The organism is Methylocystis sp. H62 (assembly GCF_015709515.1).
Taxonomy (GTDB): Bacteria; Pseudomonadota; Alphaproteobacteria; order Rhizobiales; family Beijerinckiaceae; genus Methylocystis.
Window position 1 is genome coordinate 446,540 of sequence record NZ_JADNQZ010000058.1, and the last position, 18,959, is coordinate 465,498.

General features: G+C 65.0%; 20 protein-coding genes. 15 read left to right on the forward strand and 5 right to left on the reverse strand.

Translation table 11 applies throughout. The features are described 5' to 3' along the window. Nucleotides 1-40: 40 nt before the first annotated feature. Both IYY11_RS18800 and IYY11_RS18805 read left to right on the forward strand, forming a co-directional pair. Complete coding sequence (locus IYY11_RS18800) at nt 41-1,141, forward strand: ABC transporter permease (protein ID WP_196405391.1); 1,101 nt, start codon at nt 41-43, stop codon at nt 1,139-1,141. Between the two features lie 49 nt (nt 1,142-1,190). Further along, entirely contained in the window at nt 1,191-1,394 is a 204-nt protein-coding gene (locus tag IYY11_RS18805) for a hypothetical protein (protein ID WP_196405257.1), read from the forward strand. Between the two features lie 26 nt (nt 1,395-1,420). Here the strand turns inward: IYY11_RS18805 and ubiA are convergent, their stop codons facing one another. Together ubiA and IYY11_RS18815 are read right to left on the reverse strand one after the other, a co-directional pair. After that, nucleotides 1,421-2,377, reverse strand: a complete 957-nt coding sequence (ubiA, locus tag IYY11_RS18810; protein ID WP_196405258.1) for a 4-hydroxybenzoate octaprenyltransferase — start codon at nt 2,375-2,377, stop codon at nt 1,421-1,423. A 4-nt stretch (nt 2,378-2,381) separates the two neighbouring features. Continuing rightward, nucleotides 2,382-2,828, reverse strand: coding sequence for a hypothetical protein (locus IYY11_RS18815; RefSeq protein ID WP_196405259.1), 447 nt, complete (start codon nt 2,826-2,828; stop codon nt 2,382-2,384). A gap of 95 nt (nt 2,829-2,923) precedes the next feature. Between IYY11_RS18815 and IYY11_RS18820 the strand changes: the two genes are divergently transcribed. Beyond that, nucleotides 2,924-3,739: a 16S rRNA (uracil(1498)-N(3))-methyltransferase gene (locus tag IYY11_RS18820; RefSeq protein WP_196405260.1), complete on the forward strand. Its 816-nt coding sequence runs from the start codon at nt 2,924-2,926 to the stop codon at nt 3,737-3,739. A gap of 245 nt (nt 3,740-3,984) precedes the next feature. Beyond that, entirely contained in the window at nt 3,985-4,311 is a 327-nt protein-coding gene (locus IYY11_RS18825; protein WP_196405261.1) for a hypothetical protein, read from the forward strand. 27 nt (nt 4,312-4,338) lie between these two features. Here IYY11_RS18825 and IYY11_RS18830 read toward each other — a convergent pair whose 3' ends face one another. Further along, entirely contained in the window at nt 4,339-5,727 is a 1,389-nt protein-coding gene (locus IYY11_RS18830; RefSeq protein ID WP_196405262.1) for a glutamate--cysteine ligase, read from the reverse strand. Between the two features lie 192 nt (nt 5,728-5,919). Beyond that, on the reverse strand, nt 5,920-6,801 hold the full coding sequence (locus IYY11_RS18835; protein WP_196405263.1) for a DUF937 domain-containing protein: 882 nt from the start codon (nt 6,799-6,801) through the stop codon (nt 5,920-5,922). Between the two features lie 295 nt (nt 6,802-7,096). Here IYY11_RS18835 and ispH point away from each other — a divergent pair, with 295 nt between their 5' ends. The 11 genes from ispH to IYY11_RS18890 all read left to right on the forward strand — a co-directional run bounded on the left by ispH (nt 7,097) and on the right by IYY11_RS18890 (nt 17,093). Then, entirely contained in the window at nt 7,097-8,065 is a 969-nt protein-coding gene (gene ispH, locus IYY11_RS18840) for a 4-hydroxy-3-methylbut-2-enyl diphosphate reductase (protein WP_196405264.1), read from the forward strand. A 29-nt stretch (nt 8,066-8,094) separates the two neighbouring features. Then, nucleotides 8,095-9,060 carry a homoserine kinase gene (gene thrB, locus IYY11_RS18845; protein WP_196405265.1) on the forward strand — a complete coding sequence of 322 codons (966 nt, stop codon included), beginning with the start codon at nt 8,095-8,097 and terminating at the stop codon, nt 9,058-9,060. Further along, complete coding sequence (gene rnhA / locus IYY11_RS18850) at nt 9,057-9,533, forward strand: ribonuclease HI (protein WP_196405266.1); 477 nt, start codon at nt 9,057-9,059, stop codon at nt 9,531-9,533. Before thrB ends, rnhA begins: the two co-directional genes overlap by 4 nt. Nucleotides 9,534-9,725: 192 nt before the next feature. Next, nucleotides 9,726-11,477, forward strand: coding sequence for an OmpA family protein (locus IYY11_RS18855; RefSeq protein WP_246720086.1), 1,752 nt, complete (start codon nt 9,726-9,728; stop codon nt 11,475-11,477). Nucleotides 11,478-11,498: 21 nt separating this feature from the next. Then, nucleotides 11,499-12,296, forward strand: a complete 798-nt coding sequence (locus IYY11_RS18860) for a hypothetical protein (protein ID WP_196405267.1) — start codon at nt 11,499-11,501, stop codon at nt 12,294-12,296. Nucleotides 12,297-12,330: 34 nt separating this feature from the next. Beyond that, nucleotides 12,331-13,110, forward strand: coding sequence for a pentapeptide repeat-containing protein (locus IYY11_RS18865; RefSeq protein WP_196405393.1), 780 nt, complete (start codon nt 12,331-12,333; stop codon nt 13,108-13,110). Then, nucleotides 13,107-14,030 (forward strand): ROK family protein, encoded by a 924-nt coding sequence (locus IYY11_RS18870; protein ID WP_196405268.1) that lies wholly within the window; start codon nt 13,107-13,109, stop codon nt 14,028-14,030. Before IYY11_RS18865 ends, IYY11_RS18870 begins: the two co-directional genes overlap by 4 nt. Before the next feature lie 129 nt (nt 14,031-14,159). Continuing rightward, complete coding sequence (locus IYY11_RS18875) at nt 14,160-14,963, forward strand: NAD kinase (RefSeq protein ID WP_196405269.1); 804 nt, start codon at nt 14,160-14,162, stop codon at nt 14,961-14,963. Nucleotides 14,964-14,968: 5 nt separating this feature from the next. Beyond that, on the forward strand, nt 14,969-15,268 hold the full coding sequence (locus IYY11_RS18880; protein ID WP_196405270.1) for a ferredoxin: 300 nt from the start codon (nt 14,969-14,971) through the stop codon (nt 15,266-15,268). Nucleotides 15,269-15,342: 74 nt separating this feature from the next. Then, entirely contained in the window at nt 15,343-16,089 is a 747-nt protein-coding gene (locus tag IYY11_RS18885) for an aldolase/citrate lyase family protein (RefSeq protein ID WP_246720087.1), read from the forward strand. Between the two features lie 8 nt (nt 16,090-16,097). Continuing rightward, the gene (locus IYY11_RS18890; protein WP_196405272.1) at nt 16,098-17,093 is read left to right on the forward strand and encodes a hypothetical protein; all 996 of its coding nucleotides are present in this window, start codon (nt 16,098-16,100) and stop codon (nt 17,091-17,093) included. A gap of 55 nt (nt 17,094-17,148) precedes the next feature. On the opposite strand, the gene IYY11_RS18895 is transcribed toward IYY11_RS18890, so the two are convergent. After that, a complete protein-coding gene (locus tag IYY11_RS18895) occupies nt 17,149-18,771 on the reverse strand; it encodes an outer membrane beta-barrel protein (protein ID WP_246720088.1) in 1,623 nt (540 codons plus the stop codon). Between the last annotated feature and the right edge of the window lie 188 nt (nt 18,772-18,959).

The window sequence follows — 18,959 nt, forward strand, 5'->3', positions numbered from 1 at the left end:
ACGCGGCGCGCTCGCCCAGTCCTGGCAGCGTTTCGTCGCGATGTTCGTCAAGGAGTTCATTCAGCTTCGGCGCGACCGGCCGACCTTCGCGATGATCGTCGGCATTCCAATCATTCAGCTGATGCTCTTTGGATATGCGATCAACACCGATCCCAAACATCTGCCGACGGCCGTGCTGACAGGCGATGATAGCCCGATCGCGCGCGCGCTGATCGGCGCCTTGCGCGCCACCGATTATTTCAACATCAAATATGTCGCGCGCGGCGAGGCCGACGCCGACAAATTGATCCTCTCGAACAAGGTGCAGTTCGTCATTCAAATTCCGCCCGATTTCTCTCGCCAGCTCGTCCGCGGCGAAAAACCGGGACTGCTTCTCATCGCCGACGCCACGGACCCGACGGCGACCTCGGGCGCGGTCGCCGCCGCGCTCGGCGCCGCGACTCAGGCGCTCGACCGTGAACTGACCGGACCGCTGGCGTCGCTTGCGCAGAATGCGCCGCCTTACGAGATCCGCGTGCACCGGCGCTACAATCCCGCGGGAGAGACGCGGCGCAATATCGTGCCCGGACTGATCGGCACGATTCTCACCATGACGATGCTGATGTATACGGCGATGTCGGTGACCCGCGAAATCGAGCGGGGAACGATGGAGGCCTTGCTCGCCATGCCGGTGCGCCCGGTCGAGATCATGCTCGGCAAGATCGCGCCCTATGTCGTCGTCGGCGCCGTGCAGATGTCGACGATCCTGATCGTCGCCTCCTTGTTGTTTCAGGTGCCGGTGGTCGGCTCGCTCTTTACGCTCAGCGCGCTGACTCTGCTTTTTATCGTCGCAAATCTGTCGGTGGGCTACACTTTCTCGACGGTCGCGGTAAATCAGCTGCAGGCGATGCAGATGACGTTCTTCTTTTTTCTGCCGAGCATGCTTCTGTCGGGCTTCCTTTTTCCTTTTTACGGGATGCCCATCTGGGCGCAATATACGGGTGAGGCGCTGCCGCTCACCCATTATCTGCGCATTGTGCGCTCGGTGATGTTGAAGGGCTCTAACTTCGGCGATCTCGCCGTCGACGCCGGCGCGCTTGCGGCCTTCACGCTTGTTGCGATGAGCGTCGCGGTGATGCGCTTCCGGCAGACGCTCGACTGACGTTGACGGCCCAATTTTCGGCGGCTTAACATTGGCGTGGAGACAAACAATGTCGGAAATGCAAGACGCGGAAACGCGATTCAACATCATCATGAAAATCGCCGCCGTCGCCGCGGTGCTGCTGACCGCCTATTACATTTGGTCCTTCTTCGTCAGCAGTCGCTATGAGGCGCTCTGCGGCGCCTCCTATTGGGAGCTCGACAAAAAGCAAGTCGACGCCTGCGTCGATCGGAAGAAGGAACTCGAAAAGTAGAGCATGTCCGCGTCGCGCGTCGCTTTCTAGAAAAGAAAGGCGAGGCTCTGCGCAAAAAAGCCTGCGAACAGCAACAGACCGGCGTCGCGATTTGAGCGGAACAGGCGCAGAGCGGTGATGGGCGCCACATCTTGTCGGGTCTGCGCGGTCTGCCAAGCGAGATGCGTCGCATAGGCGGCGATTCCGGCATAGGCGAGCCATCCGCCGCCCGCCAGAAAAACGGCGAAGGCGGCGCATGCGGCGGACGCGGCGTAGAGCGCGCCAACCGCCAATTGCACGCGCGGACCAAACAATCTCGCCGTGGAGCGCACGCCGACGATCGCGTCGTCACGCATGTCCTGAAGCGCGTAAATCGTGTCGAAGCCGATCGTCCATGAGATCGCCGCCGCATAGAGAAAAAGCGCCGGCGCGCCGAGTGCGCCCGTGCAGGCCGTCCAGCCGAGCAGCGCGCCATAGGCGAAGGCTAATCCGAGGATCGCCTGCGGCCAGGACGTGAAGCGCTTGGCGAAGGGATAAATCAGCACGATCAGCGGAGATATCAGCCCAAGCGCGATCGTCAGCCCATTGAACGACAATAGCACCGCGAGCCCAACGAGGCATTGGGCGACGAGGAAGCGCATCGCCGCCGCAGGCGTCGCGCGCCCGCTCGCGAGCGGTCGTAGACGCGTGCGCTCGACTTTGGCGTCGATCTCGCGATCAACGTAATCATTATAGGTCGAGCCCGCGCCGCGCATGGCGACGGCGCCGATAAAGAACAGCGCAAGATGCAAAAGATTCGGCGCTTCGCGCAGCGACGCGGAGGCGAGCGCGCTGGATTCCCAGCAGGGAAGCAGCAGCAGCCACCAGCCGATGGGCCGATCGAGACGCGCAAGCTGGATGTAAGGCAGGAAGGCTGGCGGCGCGCGGCGCAGTAACGGATGATCCGCGATTGCGTCGGGCAGCGCGGTCGCTGCCGCCGAATCGCCGCTTCGCCTTATGCTCACAGGCTCACAGCGGTCCGGCAGGCAATTTTGGCGGCGCCATCATGCCGCCGCCGCCCCCAGCCGCCGCTTGATCGCGCATCTCTTTCATCTTCGCTGCGGCCGCGCAGGCCTGCGACGCGAAGCCCTGAGTCTTGGCGCGCGCTTCCTTGAAGCCGTCGGCGACATTGTCAGGAATGTTGCACCATTCCTTGTTTTTGGTGATGTAATTCATCATCTCGGTCTCGATGGCGACGAGACGTTTCGCTGCGGGGCAGGCGGCTTCGGGATCCATCTTGCCCTTGCCAGCCTTTCCGAGCGTGTTGAGCGCCTCGATTCCCGACATGCGCTTCTCGGTAAGCTTCTTGAAGTCTTCCTGACAGGCTTGCGCATGCGCGCCGGTCGAGGCGAGCAGCATCGCAAACAGCGAAAGTCGCGCGACAGCGCGAGAAATATCGACAGCGCCGATAATCATATGTCTTGGTCCGCTCATCAGGCTAGCAGCATTACCAGCAGGCTTGCCGGCGACGCAAGTTTTGGCGAACCTGCACGCAACAAAGCGGCGGCTTCATGGCGAGCGCGCCCTGCGCTCGCGTCTCCGCTTGGGAAGTCATTGTGTCAGCTTACGATTTTTCTGCGCAGCGCTTGTTCGTTCGTGACGATCTCGCGCCGGATGTCGAACTCGCGCCTTCAGCTGAGGCGGCGAACTATCTGCTCAATGTCCTGCGCATGCGGGAGGGCGCCGCGATCCATGTCTTCAATGGCCGCGACGGCGAATTTCGCGCGACGCTCGCGAACGTCTCGCGACGCTCCGCAAGATTGCGCGTCGGCGAGCGACTGCGCCCCCAGACCATACGCGCCGACCTCGATTATTGTTTCGCTCCTCTAAAGCAGGCGCGGCTCGACTACATGGCGCAGAAGGCCACCGAGATGGGCGCCGGCCGTCTCCTGCCAGTGATAACGCGCCGAACGCAGGTGCGCCGGCTCAATTCGGGGCGGCTCGAGTCCAATGTCATCGAGGCCGCCGAGCAATGCGGCGTGCTGGCCGTGCCCGAAGTCGCAGCCGCCGTCGAACTCCAAGATTTTACAGCGCGTTGGCCGGCGCGGCGGCTCTTGGTTTTTTGCGACGAACACGCCGCGCTCGCCAATCCATTGGACGCGCTCCACGGCCGCACGGCGCGCGAGGGCGTGAGCGTGCTCATTGGACCGGAAGGCGGCTTCGATGACGCCGAACGCGCCGCCATCGCCGGCCTGCCGAACGTCGCGCGGCTTTCGCTCGGACCGCGCGTGTTGCGCGCGGACACCGCCGCCGTCGCGGCTCTGGCGATCGTGCAGGCAGCAATCGGCGATTGGGTCGCGGACGGCCGCCGTCTAAACGAAAAATAAATAAATAGAAAATAAAGCGTAATTCTCACACGGCGCCGACAGGTTTCGCCTGTGAGCGTCCAAGACACGATCCTGCCACGATGTTTGGCTCTAGTTGGATTGCAGCGCCGGGATGCGCCGCTCGAAGGCGAGGAGGTTCTCGTCGCCGCCAGCGCGTTCACGGCGTATCGAGACACTGTCGGGATCGCAAGGCTCCTGAAATCTCGCGCGACGCGCGCGAACTTTCGGAAATGAGGCCCTAACTCATGACCCTAGACAACATCAGCCGCAGCGACCGTCTTCTGCCGGCAGGCTTTTTCGGCGTCATCGCGCTGACGGCCATCGCCGTTTCGCCGGCGCATGCCGATAATGTCAGCCAATGCGCGCGATATGGCGCCGATTATGTCGCCGTCGCGGGGTCAAACGGTTGTGTTCGGCTCGGCGGCCACGTCCGCGTCTCTATGCCTCGCACCCCCGTCGCCCCATTGGGTTACACGGATATGCGTCGTGGTGACGGCATGCAGCACGCTGCTGCGCGCTCCTCGCTGCCGCCGATGGCGCCCTTCGGGCTGCACGACCTCTTCCCGCGCTAACCCGCGCGTCGGCGCCGGCCCCCGATACTATTGCGGAAGCACGCAATCGGTGAAGGCGGCGTCGATCGACTGTCCCCACCCGCCGTAATAGGCGTCCAAGCGCCGCTGGGCCAAGGTGCGTCCGTCTTCGATAATCGCTTCGAGGGGCGCGAGAAAAACGCTTTCGTCGCGTCCTTTGGCGTCGAGGCGGGCGCGTTGGCGCAAGCCGCCTTTCGCCAGCGCGAGAACGTCGCGCCCGACCTCGCGCAGGCTGCGGCCCTCGATTTTCGCATCGAGCGCCAGACCGGGCACATCGGCGCGTAGCGCCTGGCGGGCGGCGGCGCTCCATCCCTTCGTCAGTTCGCGCGCCTGATCGAGCGCGGCGGCGTCATAGAACAGACCGGCGCAAAGCGCGGGAAGGGCGGTGAAATGGGCGCGCGGGCCGGCGTCCGCGCCGCGCATTTCGAGATAGGTCTTTAACCTCACCTCCGGAAAGATCGTCGAGAGGTGATTGGCCCAGTCGGACATTGTGGCGCGCTCGCCGGGCAGCTGCTGAAGCCGCCCCTCCATCAAGTCCCGAAAGCTCGCGCCCGCCACGTCGTGATAGACGTCGCCGCGTTTGACGAAATACATCGGCACGTCGAGCGCATAGTCGACGTAGCGTTCGAATCCGAATCCCTTCTCGAAGGCGAAGGGCAGCATGCCGGTTCGGTCGGGATCGGTGTCGAGCCAAATATAGGACCGTTGCGACAGCCGGCCCGTCGGCTTGCCGTCGAGAAATGGCGAGTTGGCGAACATCGCGGTGATGAGCGGCTGTAAAGCGAGGCCGACACGCGTTTTTTGAACCATGTCGGCTTCGTCGACGAAGTCGATGTTGACCTGCACGGTTGCGGTGCGAAACATCATATCGAGCCCGAGCGCGCCGACTTTCGGCATGTAGGCTTGCATGATGGCGTAGCGCTGCTTGGGCATGGTCGGCGTCTCCGAGCGCGACCATTTGGGGCTTGCGCCCAGATCAAGGAAGCGCACGCCAAGCGCGCGGGCCACCGGCGCAAGGGCTGCGAAGTGCGCGTCAAGCTCGTCATGCGTGGCGTGAACGTCGGGCAGCGGCGCCCCGGAGAGTTCGAATTGTCCGCCGGGCTCGAGCGAAATCGCGCCGCCGCCATCGGACTGATAGAGGCCGATCAGCGCGTCCCGGTCGAGGATGGGCGCCCATCCGAGCGTGTCGCGCAGGCCCTCAAGCAGCGCGCGCACGCCGCCCCGGCCCCCGGCGCCCTCATAGGGGACCGGCGAATCGTCGGCCGCATAGAAGGGGATCTTCTCGTGCTCCGTGCCGATAAGCAGCGGCGCGCCGCCGGTCTTGGAACCGGCTTCGAGCCATTCGACCAACATGTTGCGCGACGTGATCGGCGTCGTGTCGGATACGTCGCGGGCCATCTACGGGGAGTTTTCCGTGTTCGAGGAGACGCGCGATTGCGGCGCGGGATGCGCCTCGCGGGTGAAGGAATCGCGCCGATGGATTGCAGGAAAGCGGGCGTTGCGCAAGCCTGCGCCCGCGCCCGCGCGATCCGAGGGCGTCATGGAGGTTTAGAACTTGCGGGCCGTCCGAGGGCTTGGCCGGCCGGCCGCTTAGCGCTTGCCGAACATCTGGCCGAGAATGCTCTCGAAATCCGAGCGCGCGCCGGCGGTTTCGCCGCCGCCGCCGCCGCGGCCGATCTGCAGCGTCTTCTTGATCTCTTCGATCGCCTGCTGAACCGACGCCTGATCCATGCCGTCCGGCAGGCCCTGAGAGCCGGCCCCGCGCTCCCTGTCGAGGTCAAGCGGCCCGCTGCGGCCAAAGCCGCCGGCGTCGCCCGTTGATCCGCCGTAGGGGTCCGGCGTCGGTCGGCGGCCGCCGCCTAGCAGCGATCCCAATATCGAGCCCAAGAGGCCGCCCAGCAGGCCGCCGCCGCCAGTTGCGCCGCCTCGAGGCGTCGGCATCGGCGCGGGTTCGGGCTGCGGCGTGCGGGCGCCGCCGCCGAGCATCTGCTCCAAAATGGAGCCGAGCGCGCCTGAACTGACGAGTTGGCCAAGCACGCCGCCGAGGCCCCGGTTGCTCACATTTTTGAATAGTCCGCCGATGAGCACCGAGACGAGCACCGGCAGCAGTTGCGAGAGAATGTCCGGACGCAGCCCCGACTCGCGAGAGGCGACCTGAACGACGCGCCCGGCGGCCGCCGGAGAGCCGAAGAGATCGGCGAGCAGCTGTCGCGACTGGGCCAGAGAGTCCACGTCCTGCGCGGCGCCGGGGTCGTCGAAGGCGGCCGCGCGCAGCGGGGACGCGATATCGCCCAAAAGCTTTTCGAACAGCGCCGGCTGTTCGGCGGCGTTGCTCAGGCCGACTTCGAGCGCGGGCGCGAGGGCTTTGATGGCGCTGTCCATCTGTTCGTCGGAGAGGCCGAAGCGCTGGGCCAGATTGGAGACCAACTGGCCGCCTTGCGCGGACTGCAAAATCTCGTCGAGATAGGACATGCGCAGCTCCGTTCACGCGAGCCCGGACGCCGAGCCCGCCGTCATGGTGTCACAGTCGGGAGGTCGCGCCAATCGGTTGCGGAGTTGGAAACTTGTTGCGGCGCACTGGCGTCAACAACGCATTGTCTGCGTTCGCCGATGGGTCTCCCGCAGCGGATCCGCGCCGCGTCGGCGGCTTGACACCGTCGCGCATGCGCGACATTGCTTGCCGGCATTCAGCCGGGTGATCCGGATGGCCGCGTTTGGCGCTTGAGCGACTCGCCGCCTTGCGCCGCCTCTGCCAAAAGGCGCGAAGATGAACGTTCACCCCCGGCCGACCAAGCCGCCGCTCAAGATACTTCTTTGCTCGCCGCGCGGCTTTTGCGCCGGCGTCGTGCGCGCAATCGACGCCGTCGAGCGGGCGCTGGCCAAGTTTGGCCCGCCCGTTTATGTGCGCCATGAGATCGTCCACAATCGCTACGTCGTCGAATCGCTGAAGGCGAAGGGCGCGGTTTTCGTCGAGGAGCTCGACGAAATTCCGAACACGAACGCGCCGGTGATCTTCTCGGCGCATGGGGTCGCCAAAGCAGTTTCGGCCGCAGCGGCGGGGCGCGGACTCCTCGCCATCGACGCGACCTGCCCGCTCGTCACCAAAGTGCATCGAGAGGCGGAAATTCACTGGCGGCGCGGCCGCCGGGTGTTGCTCGTCGGACATTCCGGCCATCCTGAGGTCGTGGGCACGATGGGACAGCTGCCGGAAGCGGCGGTGGTGCTGGTCGAATCTGTGGAGGACATCGGGCGGCTCAAACTCGATGACGAAACGAATCTGGCTTATGTGACGCAAACGACGCTGTCGCTCGACGATTCCCAAGAGATTGTCAGCGCGCTGATGAAGCGCTTTCCGAAGATCGTTGGCCCGCACAAGGAAGACATCTGCTATGCGACCACGAACCGCCAGGCTGCGGTGAAGGAGGTCGCCCCGCATGTTGAGGCCGTGATCGTGGTCGGCTCGCCCAATTCGTCGAACTCACAGCGGCTGCGCGAGGTGGCCGAGCGCGCTGGCGCGCCGGCGCAGCTCGTGCAGGGACGGGGTGAGATCGACTGGGAGATTTTTGGCAACATATCGTCGCTCGGCATTACCGCCGGCGCGTCCGCGCCCGAAGTTCTGGTTGAGGAGATCATGGACGCATTTGCCGAACGCTACGACATTGTCGTCGAAACCATCTCCAGCGCCGACGAGAACGTGTCCTTCCCTCTGCCCAAGGAGCTGCGGGCGATCGCCTGAGGGCGGCCCGCAGTGAACGGTCGGCGCCCATGGCCGTCTACACGCAGGTTGACGACGAGGAGCTGATCGCGTTCCTCGCGACATATGATCTCGGGCCGCTGCTCTCCTGCAAAGGCATCGCCGAGGGCGTCGAAAACTCCAACTATTATCTCCATACTGGCGCCGGCAGCTTCATCCTAACGCTTTACGAGAAGCGTGTCGCTGAAGCCGATTTGCCATTCTTCCTGAACCTCATGGAACATCTTGCGGCGCGGGGCGTGACCTGTCCGCTGCCGGTGAAGAACCGCGCCGGACTCGCGCTCGGGCGCCTTGCCGGCCGACCCGCCGTCATCGTCACCTTTCTGGACGGCTATTCGATCCACCATCCGGAGACCGCGCACTGCGCCGCGCTTGGCGCGACTCTCGCGCAACTGCACCTCGCCGGCGCCGATTTCGCGCAGCGGCGCCGCAACGCGCTTTCCGTCGAGGGATGGCGGCCGCTTTTTTCGACGTGCGCGTCGCGCGCGGAAGAGGTCGCGACGGGATTGGGCGCGCTCGTCGACGCGGAACTCGATCATCTGGAGCGGGAGTGGCCGCGCGACCTTCCGAGCGGCGTCATTCACGCCGATCTCTTCCCTGACAATGTTTTCTTTCTCGGCGAGCGCATCTCGGGGCTGATCGACTTCTATTTCGCCTGCACCGACGCCTACGCATATGACCTGGCGATTTGTCTCAACGCCTGGTGCTTTGACGTCGAGAATCGCTATCAACCGGACAAGGGCGCCGCGCTGCTCGACGCCTATCGGCGGCTTCGGCCGTTTTCGGCCGCCGAGATATCTGCCTTTCCCACGCTCGCGCGCGGCGCGGCGCTGCGATTTCTGCTCACGCGCTACGTCGACTGGCTGAATGTGCCGGCAGGCGCGCTGGTGCGTCCCAAGGACCCACGCGAATATCTCGCCAAGCTGCGGTTTCACCAATCCACCCCTGACGCGCGCGTCTATGGCCTCGGCTCATGACGCGCGGCGTCGAGATCTGGACGGATGGCGCCTGCTCGGGAAATCCGGGTCCGGGCGGCTGGGGCGCGATTCTCCGCTTTGGCGATCGCGAAAAAGAGATCAACGGCGGCGAGCCGCTCACCACGAATAATCGCATGGAGCTGATGGCGGCGATCATGGCGCTTGAAACGCTCACGCGTCCTTGCGCGGTCGATCTCCATACCGATTCGCAATATTTGCGCAGCGGCGTCACCTCATGGATCGCCGGCTGGAAAGCGCGCGGCTGGCGCACCGCCGACCGAAAGCCGGTCAAGAACGTCGATCTGTGGCAAAGGCTGGAAGCGGCGGCGGAGCGGCATGACGTCGGCTGGCATTGGGTCAAAGGCCATTCGGGCCATGACATGAACGAGCGCGCCGACGAATTGGCGCGCGCCGGCATGGCGCCTTTTCTCCCCGGCAGGCCGCCGGCAAGCGCACGCCTTTCATCAAAGTAGCCTTGTCGAAGAGCGGGCGAATCCTATTTCAGAGTCGACCGGAACTCTTCTTCGCCTTTGGGGAGCGCGGCGCGGCCGCGTTCCCCATTTTTGTTTGCCATCATATTGACACGTCGCCGCGCAAAAGGACCATGTGCGGTTGAGTTAAGCGCGTCTTTGCTGATTCTCTCTTCGATGGGGGGCAAGACGTCGATGCACCTTTCCAAAAAATGGTGGATTGGACTGCCGGTCCTTTTTGGACTGGTCTATTTTGCGCAGGGCGCTGTGGCGCCTCGTCTCGAGGACGATCTGCGCGCTGCGATCTTGTCGCGAGTCGCACGGTCGCCTGACGCGATCGACAGGCCGGAGGTCCGCGTCGCGGGCCGCGACGTCGTTCTTGCCGGCATTTCGCTGTCGCGTGATGTGAAAGCTCAGCTTTTGACGACGCTTGGCGTTGAAACGCCGGCGCGTCGCATCATCGATGCGACGCAGCCTCTCTCGCGCGCGACGCCCTTCGTGCTGAGACTCGAACGCCGCGGCGGCAAGGCCATAATCTCGGGCAACGTCCCGCCGACCGGCGCGCGCGAAAGGCTGCGCGCCGAGATAGCGGCCCTAGGCCTGGAAGTGTCGGACTCCGCCGCCTACGCCGACGGCGCGCCGCAATCCTTCCCCGAACTCGCGTCCTTCGCCGTGCGCCGCCTCGCCGAACTCGATCCCGCATCGACGACGATGACCGACGCGACTCTGGCTGTTTCCGGCGAGGCGCGCAGCGCGGCCGATTACGACAAGGCGCTCGCCGCGCTCAAGGCGTCGCCATTTGGCGAGAGCGCGGTAAAAGTGGCAGTGTCGCCGCCGCGTGTTTCTCCCTATGTGTTTTCAGCGGCGGCGCGCGACGGCGTCATCAGCCTCTCCGGCCATTTGCCGAGCGACGATCTGCGCAAGCAGGTCGTCGCCATGGCGGCCGCGGCCGGCGCCGGCGCCGCGGTCAGCGATGCGATTCAGCTCGGCGCCGGCGCGCCGGCCGGAGACTTCGCCGGCGCGCTTGCGTTCGCGGTCGGCGAACTCGGCAAGTTGTCGCAAGGCAAAGTCGCGGTATCCGACGGCAGGATCATCATCGAAGGGCAGGGGCGCCAGAACATATTGGGCGAGACGATCCGCGCCGATGCAAAAGCGCGGTTGCCTTCAGGATTTGAGATCGCGCGGCTCGACGTCATGGCGGGGCCGATGACGCCATATGTTTTCGGCGCCCAGCGCGCCGGCGGAGACGTTACGCTCACCGGCTATGCGCCAGATGAGGCTGTCCGTAATCGCCTCGTCGAAACAGCGCGCAGGAATTTCTTCGACGCGAAAGTCGTCGATCGGCTCGTTATCGCGAAAGGGGCGCCGCAAAACTTCGCGGAAGCGACGGATCATTCCCTTGCCGCATTGGCGCGGCTCGACGAAGGCAAGCTCGCGATCAGCGACTTGAATATTTCACTCGCGGGCGTCGCGCGTCATCAGAGCGCACGCGCCGAGATCGCGGCGAGCTTCGCCGATACGCTTCCACAGAGTTTCCGCGGCGAGGCGCAATTGTCGACCCGCATCGTCGGCTCGCCGCTTGTTGCGAGCCAATGTGGCGCGGCGCTCTCAGAGCTTCTCGCCAAATCGCCAATCGTCTTTGTGTCCGACGATTCAGCGATAGCCGCTGAATCCGCGCCTGTCATCGATGCGATCGCCGCGACGGCGCTACGCTGCCCGGGCGCCACTCTCGAAGTCGCGGCGCACACCGATAGCCTCGGCATCGCCGAAGTGAATGTGGGGCGCAGCAAGCGTCGCGCGCAGGCGGTCGTCGATCGCTTGGCGAAGGCCGGACTCGATCCGTTGAGAATAAGCGCCGTCGGCTATGGCGGCGAGCGCCCAATCGCTTCCAATGACAGCGACGAAAATCGCGCGCGCAATCGGCGCGTCGAAATCGTCGTCAAGTAGCGCCAGAGAAGGAGACGGCAGATGTCCTACTTGCTGACGCTTGGCTGGCCTTGGTTCGCCGCCGCCTGCGGGCTTGGCGCGCTTGCCGGCTATGTGACGACCTCGCCGGCGAAGGACGCCCCCGCGGCGCCCGGCTGGAATATTATCGCGATCGCCGTGACGCTCGGCGCGGGCGCAGCCGCCTCCTGGCTGGGGCTCCTTGACGGGCGCGCGGCGCTGACGATGGACGTGTTGCTGATCGCGGCGCTCGCTTATCTCATCGGCCTGCCGGTTGGCGGCGCGCTCAAGACGACACAGGCCGCGCCCGCTTACGCCGCCAAGCGGCCGATCGTTGTATTGCGCGGCGAGGCGCGCGACGTTTACGAATCGACCGTCGCGCCGTCGCCCGAACCGCAAGATATGCAAGATGAGCAAAATGAGATTGTCGCGACTGCGCAGCCAGAGACGGCGACGAGCGTTGAGCCGGCGCTAGAGGCGGCGGCTTTAGCCGCCAAGGCGCTGAATGGAAAAGCCGCGCAAATGCGCGCGCCGAGCGGCAAAATGGCGCCGGGCGCGCCGCCTGCCGCGCTTCCCGCGCCACGCGACAGCGCGCCGGATGATCTCGCAAAAATCAAGGGCGTCGGACCAAAGAGCGTCGAGAAGCTGCACGCGCTCGGGGTTTTCCATTATGATCAGATCGCCGGCTGGAGCGACGACAACGTCAAATGGATCGAGGCGGCGCTCGGCGCGGCGGGGCGGGTGAAGCGCAACGGATGGGTCGAGCAGGCGCGGGCGCTGAGCGGCGGCGCTTTAGCTGATCGCAACGCCGACGCGGCATAAGCGCCGGCAGAAGGACGAGTTCGTGCGTATGCGTATGGGTCTGAGCTTCGTCCTCATCTGCGCCGCGTCATTGTCCGTCCAAGACCTCCGCGCGCAAGACATGCTGCAAGGCGTCGATCTTGCGCAGCCGGCCTATTCCAAATCCGAATTGACGCGCGCCGACGTCGAAGCGGCGCTGCTGCATCGCAAGAGCGGGAACAAGGTCGATCTCTCGGAAAAAAGCCTCAACGGCCTCGATCTTTCGGGACTCGATCTGCACGGCGTCGATTTTCACGCGGCCCGCATGAACAAGACCTCGCTCGCCGGCGCACGGCTCGACGACGCGATCCTCGATCAGGCCTGGCTGATCGAAGCCGACCTCACCGGCGCATCGCTGAAGGGGGCGCACGCCTTCGCTGCGCAAATGCAGCGCATAAGGGCCGACGGCGCCGACTTCGCGCATGCGCGTCTGGCCGGCGATCTGACCGGCGCATCGGCGCGCGGCGCCAATTTCAGCGAGGCGGATCTCTCCGCCGACATGAAGAACCAGTCGATGGGATTGATGCGCGCGGTGCTGCGCTCGGCCGTGCTCGAAGGCGCGCGTTTTCACAAGGCCAATCTCGCGAGCGCCGACCTGCGCTTCGCGCGCGCCGCGGGCGCGGATTTTTCCGAGGCGAATCTGAAGGGCGCCGACGCCGCCGGCGCGGATTTGACCGGCGCAAACTGGGCTGGCGCCAAAACCGAAGGTCTTGATCTCGATTCCGCGCAGATCGACCTCGCTGCGAGCGCCGCGCTCGCAGGCGCGCAAAACATTGATCGCGCCCGCGTGAAATGACGCGCGAAATTATCCGCATCGGCGTCGATCTCGGCGGCACCAAAATCGAGGCGATCGCGCTCGACGCCGCGGGCGAGACGCTGGCGCGTCGCCGCGTCGCGACGCCCGCCGATGATTATGGGATGATCCTGAGCGCCGTCGCGACCCTCGTGCGCGAGATCGAATCCCATATCGGACGGCGCGGCGCCGTGGGCGTCGGCGCGCCGGGCGCGATCTCGACGCATACCGGCCTCGTGAAAAACTCCAACACGCCCGTCGTCAACGGCAAGCCGCTCGACGTCGATCTCGCGCAGGCGCTTCGACGCCCGGTGCGGGTCGCCAATGACGCCAATTGTTTCGCGCTGTCGGAGGCGATCGACGGCGCCGGCCGCGGCGCCGGCGCGGTGTTCGGCGTCATTCTTGGCACGGGAGTCGGCGGCGGGGTCATCGTCAACGGCAAGATCCTCGAGGGGCGCAACCGTGTCGCCGGCGAATGGGGCCATACGCCGCTGCCGTGGATGACGCCGCAGGAATATCCGGGGAACCCCTGCTTTTGCGGGCACAGCGGCTGCATCGAGACGTTTCTTTGCGGCGCCGGCCTGTCGCGCGACTATGAGCAGCGCGCCGGCGCGCGCCGCCCTGCGGCCGAAATCGCCGCGCTTGCGGAAGCCGGCGACCCCGCCGCGCGCGCAAGCCTCGACTGCTATCAGGATCGTTTGGCGCGGGCGCTGGCGGTGGTCGTCGATCTCATCGATCCTGACGTGATCGTGCTGGGCGGCGGACTTTCCAACATCTCGCGGCTCTATGAGGGGCTCGCGGCGCGCGTGGGGGAGAACGCCGTCACCGACGCCTTTGATACGAAAATCCTGCCGAATGCGCATGGCGACTCGGGCGGCGTGCGCGGCGCCGCATGGCTATGGGGCGCCGGCGAGGACGAATAAGCTGGACATATTGAGGCCGCCGGAGCGCGCCTCGCGCGCCGCTTGCGCCGTCGCCGTTCCCTCCGGCCTCGCGCCGGTGTATGCGGAAGGCATCGCGGCGGCTGCGGCGAGCGTGAGAGGGAGTTTGCGATGGGCGCCGCCGGAGATCCGCAGAGTCACGGGAAGAAGCCGTGCGCCCATTTGGCTTTTCTCGCCTCGGGCGCGCCGGAGGCGGAGGACTCGCGCCAGCGCCTGATTGAAAAATACGGCGACTGCCCGCCTGAGGAGGCCGATTGCATCGTCGCGCTGGGCGGCGACGGCCTCATGCTGCGCACGCTGCATCGGTTCATGGACGCCGGCAAGCCGATCTACGGCATGAATCGCGGCTCCGTCGGCTTTCTGATGAACCAGTATCGCGAGACGGGGCTGCGCAAGCGCATCGCCGAGGCCAAGCCTTCGATCATTCACCCCTTGCTGATGCATGCCGTCAATGTGCGGGGCGACGAGTTTTCGGCGCACGCCATCAATGAGGTGTCGCTGTTGCGCCAGACGTCGCAGATCGCGAAGCTGCGCATTCTGGTCAATGGCCAGGAGCGTCTGCCGGAGCTCGTCACCGACGGCGTGCTGGTGTCGACGCCCGCCGGCTCGACCGCCTACAATCTTTCCGCCAATGGTCCGATCCTGCCGCTCGATGCGCCGCTGATGGCCTTGACGCCGATCTCCGCCTTCCGCCCGCGCCGCTGGCATGGCGCGCTGCTGCCCGACCTCGCAAAGGTGCGGATCGAGGTCCTCGAAGCGGCGAAGCGGCCCGTCTCGGTCGTCGCCGATCATGACGAATTCCGTGACCTTGCTTATGTGGACGTTGTGATGGACCACGCCACCAGCCTGATCCTGCTCCATGATGCGGGCCATTCGCTGGAAGAACGCATCCTGCGCGAGCAGTTCGGATACTAGGCCCAATGACTGATTCAGCGATCAAACCCTTCCGCCGCCACGTCTTCGTCTGCGTCAACGCACGCGACGGCCGATCCGCCTGCGAGGACCACGGCGCAAAGGAGGCGCTGGCCAAGGTGAAGGAAGCGCTCAAGGCGCTGCCCTTCGCCAAGCGCGACGGCGTGCGCCTGTCGCAGTCGGGCTGCCTCGGCCAATGCGAGCACGGCCCCGTCGCGGTCGTCTATCCTGGCGGGAAATGGATCAGCTATGCGTCGACCGACGAGCTGATCCGCTTCGTTCTGGAGGCGATCGAGGCCCCGGACTGATCAGCGGCCGGGCGGAGCGTGCTAAAAGGGATCCGACGTCTTCCGGAACAAGCCCAGCTCGCATGCGCTCCTGTTTGATCCTTGAATCCGACGCCAGCGATGAGGATGTCGTGGCGGCGCTCGTTTGCGGCGCCGATGCGCTTTTGTTGCGGCTCGGACCCTGCGCGGAGGACGCGGCGCGGCGCAGCGCCCGCGCGCGCGCCTGCGCGTTGATCAAGGAGGCGCGAGGCAAGGAAGGGCGAGGCAAGGAGGCGCAGGGCAAGCGCGCGGCGCCGCAACTCTTCGTCGAAGTCGCCCCTCTCGACAACGAGCTCATCGAAGCCGACCTCGACGCGCTGTTCGGTCCGGGACCGGACGGCGTCTTTCTGACCTCCTGCGACGGCGCCGCGAGCCTGCAGCGCATGTCGGTGAAGCTCGCCGTGCGCGAGGCGCAAGCCGGCCTCGCCGATGGGGCGACCAGGATCGGCGCCTTCGCCGGGGGCGATCCCGGAGCGGCGTTGGCGTTGCGTTCCCTTGCCGGCGCTTCGCCGCGTCTCGCGGCGCTGGCCTTCGACGACGCCGGGCTGCGCGCGGCGCTGGGCCTCGCCTGCGGCGACGGCGCCGCCATCCAAATGGCGCGGGCGGCTGTCGTTCTGGCGGCTGCCTCGGCCGGCGTTCCGGCGCTTGCCGCGCCCGTGCAAACCGGGGAAACGGAGGCCTATGCGGCGGCGCGCCGCGACGGTTTTCAGGGGGCGATGGCGCTTTTTCCCGGACAGATCGCGGTCATCCACGAACTCTTCCCGGCGGTCCAGAATCGACAAAGACCGCAATCCTCGGCATAGACAGGTCGATGAAAAAAGTCCGATGGGACGTGCTTGGCCAGGCCGCCGCGGCGGCGCTCGCCGGCGCAGCGCTTCTCCCTGAGCCGACGCAAGCGCAGCAACAGCCCCCGCGCCGTCCCCATCCGCCGCATAGCGCCGGCGAAGCGGCCGGACCCGCCGCGCCGCCAACCGAAAGACGAGCGGCGCTGCGGCTGAGCGCGACGCTCGCCGCCAATGACCAGCAGCCGGTCCACTCGGGCCTTGTTTGGCGTGTCTTCGAGGAGAGCGCCCTGCCGGACGGATCGCACAAGCTTGTGGCGCAGTCGGAAGAGGCGACTCCGACGCTGCCGCTGCCCGATGGCGCCTATATCGTCCACGCCGCCTATGGGCTTGCCGGCGTCACGCGCCGCGTCGCCATAGAGGGCGGCAATGTGTCCGAGCGGATCGTTCTGAACGCCGGCGGGCTGAAGCTGATCGACAAGCTGGGCGACGCGCAAATCCCCGCACAGCGGCTGTCAATTTCCATTTATGTGCCGGAACGCGGCAATTCCGAAGCGAAGCTCATTCTCGCCAACGCCAACTCCGATGACGTGATCTGCCTCCCCGAGGGCGCCTATCACGTCGTGTCCACTTTGCTCGACACGGGGCAGGGCGCCCAAGGCGGGACAAACCAGACCAACTCCGTGGTTACGGCGGATTTGAAAATCCCGGCCGGAAAGCTGATCGAGGCGACCCTGCGCCATCGCGCCGCGACCATGACCTTGAAGCTCGTCAAGCAGCCCGGCGGCGAGGCGCTCGCCAATACGAGCTTCTCGGTGCTCACGCCGGGCGGCGACGTCATCCGCGAGATGATCGGCGCTTTCCCGTCGCTCGTTTTGGCCGAAGGCGAATATGTCGCCATCGCGCGCCACGAGGGCAAAACCTATCAGGGCACTTTCCGCGTGCAGTCGACCAAGGACTCGGACGTCGAAATTCTCATGCGCGATCAGCCGCGCACTCACGCAAACGACGAACTTCCACAATAAAAAAGCCGCCCGGCGGACCGGGCGGCTTTGCTTCGGATCGCTTGAAAACTGCGTTCTAAAGGAGCGTGAAGGGAATGATCACGTCCATATTGAACATGCCCTGGTTTGAGCTCAGGCCGTTGCGGCTGAAGAACGGCGTGGTGCCATTGACGGTCGTGTCCCAACGCAGCTCCGGCCGGATGATCAGGCCGGTGATGTAGGGCATCTTTGGCAGTTCCGGGGTGATCGTCATACCGAGCGTGAAGGCGAGATAGCTCGTGCCGGAATAGACCGGCCTGTTGGCGTAAAGGCCCGTTCCCAGGTTCTGGCTGATGCAGGACGGACACCAGAAGCCGTGCGCCAGATTGACCGCGTCGTAATAGCCCGGATAGGCGCTGACGAAGAAGTTGTTGTTGTCGCGATAGAATTCGGCGCGCCCGTTGAGCTTGAAGATATCGTTGATCTTGTAGGAGAAATATTGCGCGATGCCGAAGGCGCGCGCGCCCATCGGATAGGCCGGCGCCGTTCCCCAGAAACCCGTGCCGGTGATGGCGTTGGCCGCGCCCCAGGCCTTTTGCGGCAGGCCGAAGGAGCTATTGTTCCAGCCGCTTTCCAGCATGAAGCTGATGTCGGTGATGAACGTCAGATTCTCGGTCGCCTTCCAGGTCGTCGTGAGGTTGTTGAACGAACGGATCGCCGTGTTGACGTTGCACGCGCAGAGGCCAGGGGCGCCGAAACCGCCCTGGTTGACTGGCCAGCCCGCCGTCAGGGCGTTGGGCCAACCGGTCGCGGTGAAGGGGAATCCGTTGGCGAAACCGACGGGCCAGCCGACGCCGAGCGGGTCGGTCTGCCTCTGGTTCTCGGGACCGGTATGGGTGATCGCCATAATGGTCAGATTGCCGTCGAGCAGGTTGAAGCCGAAACCGCCGTGAAACGAGGCGGCGGCGTTGTTGTCCCCAGGCCAACCAAGGCTCGTGTTCACGCCGCTGGTCACGCCCGTATAGACGTCGAGCCAGGGCTTGACGTGGGTGGTGAGCATTGCGCCGGTGTGAATAAACGGACCGTAGTTGAAGATGTAGGAGTGGCTGTAAAACAGATTGTCTTTCGCCGGGATCACTTCCGCGCCGTTGTAGGTGGCGAACATGCCCACCTTGAGGTCGACGCCGCCTTCGCTGATCGGGCTAATCCACGGAAAATGCGCCTGGACATTGGCCTCGATCGGTCCGATCTGCGTGCGCGAGGCGATCGCATAATCGAGAACGCCGAGGTAGTGGTTGTAGCGCATGTCCTCGCCGATCATGCCCTGGAACTTGAAGCCGAAGTCATAGCCTTCGGCCTTCGGATCGAGCGGACGCTGCACGGTCAAGAGGGCGCCGTTGAACGTCGGCCAGTTGGCGCGGTCCGTATAGAGGTGGCCCCAGTTCAGCTTGTTGAACGGCTGATTGAAGTTGAGGGCGATGCCGCCTTCGATGTAGCCGTCGATGGTCAGCGTATCGAGCCATCCCGGCGTCGGCGCCACGGCCGGACCCTTGACGATCCGGCCTTTCTTGACGCGCGCGGCCGCAGACGGAGGCGCGGGTTGATTCTCTTCGATGAGAGTCGGGTCGACCTCCATCAACTTCGACTGAGCATGCGCAGCGCTGGTGATGCTGGTTGCTAGCGAGAGTGCAGCGACGGTCGAAAGATAGGGCCACTTCATAGCTGGGAACTCCGTCTGGGAGGCGAGATCTGATTGATATCACTCGCGAGCGGAGTTCCGTTCAAGCCCAACGTCCGCGCATCTGCTTAATCGTTAAGCAAATAATGCCCTGACGAATAATTGTTCTAATTAGTGTGGCGGCAATGTCACAATTTTTGATGGTTCCAGGGCGGTCGATGCTGATTTCG

Bases quoted from the DNA above. Each gene is read 5' to 3' on its own strand.
- IYY11_RS18805 (WP_196405257.1), top strand. From the start codon at position 1,191: ATGTCGGAAATGCAAGACGCGGAAACGCGATTCAACATCATCATGAAA.
- IYY11_RS18855 (WP_246720086.1), top strand. From the start codon at position 9,726: ATGCACCTTTCCAAAAAATGGTGGATTGGACTGCCGGTCCTTTTTGGA.
- IYY11_RS18820 (WP_196405260.1), top strand. From the start codon at position 2,924: ATGGCGAGCGCGCCCTGCGCTCGCGTCTCCGCTTGGGAAGTCATTGTG.
- IYY11_RS18830 (WP_196405262.1), bottom strand. From the start codon at position 5,727: ATGGCCCGCGACGTATCCGACACGACGCCGATCACGTCGCGCAACATG.
- ispH (WP_196405264.1), top strand. From the start codon at position 7,097: ATGAACGTTCACCCCCGGCCGACCAAGCCGCCGCTCAAGATACTTCTT.
- IYY11_RS18815 (WP_196405259.1), bottom strand. From the start codon at position 2,828: ATGATTATCGGCGCTGTCGATATTTCTCGCGCTGTCGCGCGACTTTCG.
- IYY11_RS18825 (WP_196405261.1), top strand. From the start codon at position 3,985: ATGACCCTAGACAACATCAGCCGCAGCGACCGTCTTCTGCCGGCAGGC.
- IYY11_RS18890 (WP_196405272.1), top strand. From the start codon at position 16,098: ATGAAAAAAGTCCGATGGGACGTGCTTGGCCAGGCCGCCGCGGCGGCG.
- thrB (WP_196405265.1), top strand. From the start codon at position 8,095: ATGGCCGTCTACACGCAGGTTGACGACGAGGAGCTGATCGCGTTCCTC.
- IYY11_RS18800 (WP_196405391.1), top strand. From the start codon at position 41: ATGTTCGTCAAGGAGTTCATTCAGCTTCGGCGCGACCGGCCGACCTTC.
- IYY11_RS18880 (WP_196405270.1), top strand. From the start codon at position 14,969: ATGACTGATTCAGCGATCAAACCCTTCCGCCGCCACGTCTTCGTCTGC.
- rnhA (WP_196405266.1), top strand. From the start codon at position 9,057: ATGACGCGCGGCGTCGAGATCTGGACGGATGGCGCCTGCTCGGGAAAT.
- IYY11_RS18865 (WP_196405393.1), top strand. From the start codon at position 12,331: ATGGGTCTGAGCTTCGTCCTCATCTGCGCCGCGTCATTGTCCGTCCAA.
- IYY11_RS18860 (WP_196405267.1), top strand. From the start codon at position 11,499: ATGTCCTACTTGCTGACGCTTGGCTGGCCTTGGTTCGCCGCCGCCTGC.
- IYY11_RS18895 (WP_246720088.1), bottom strand. From the start codon at position 18,771: ATGAAGTGGCCCTATCTTTCGACCGTCGCTGCACTCTCGCTAGCAACC.
- IYY11_RS18835 (WP_196405263.1), bottom strand. From the start codon at position 6,801: ATGTCCTATCTCGACGAGATTTTGCAGTCCGCGCAAGGCGGCCAGTTG.
- IYY11_RS18875 (WP_196405269.1), top strand. From the start codon at position 14,160: ATGGGCGCCGCCGGAGATCCGCAGAGTCACGGGAAGAAGCCGTGCGCC.
- IYY11_RS18870 (WP_196405268.1), top strand. From the start codon at position 13,107: ATGACGCGCGAAATTATCCGCATCGGCGTCGATCTCGGCGGCACCAAA.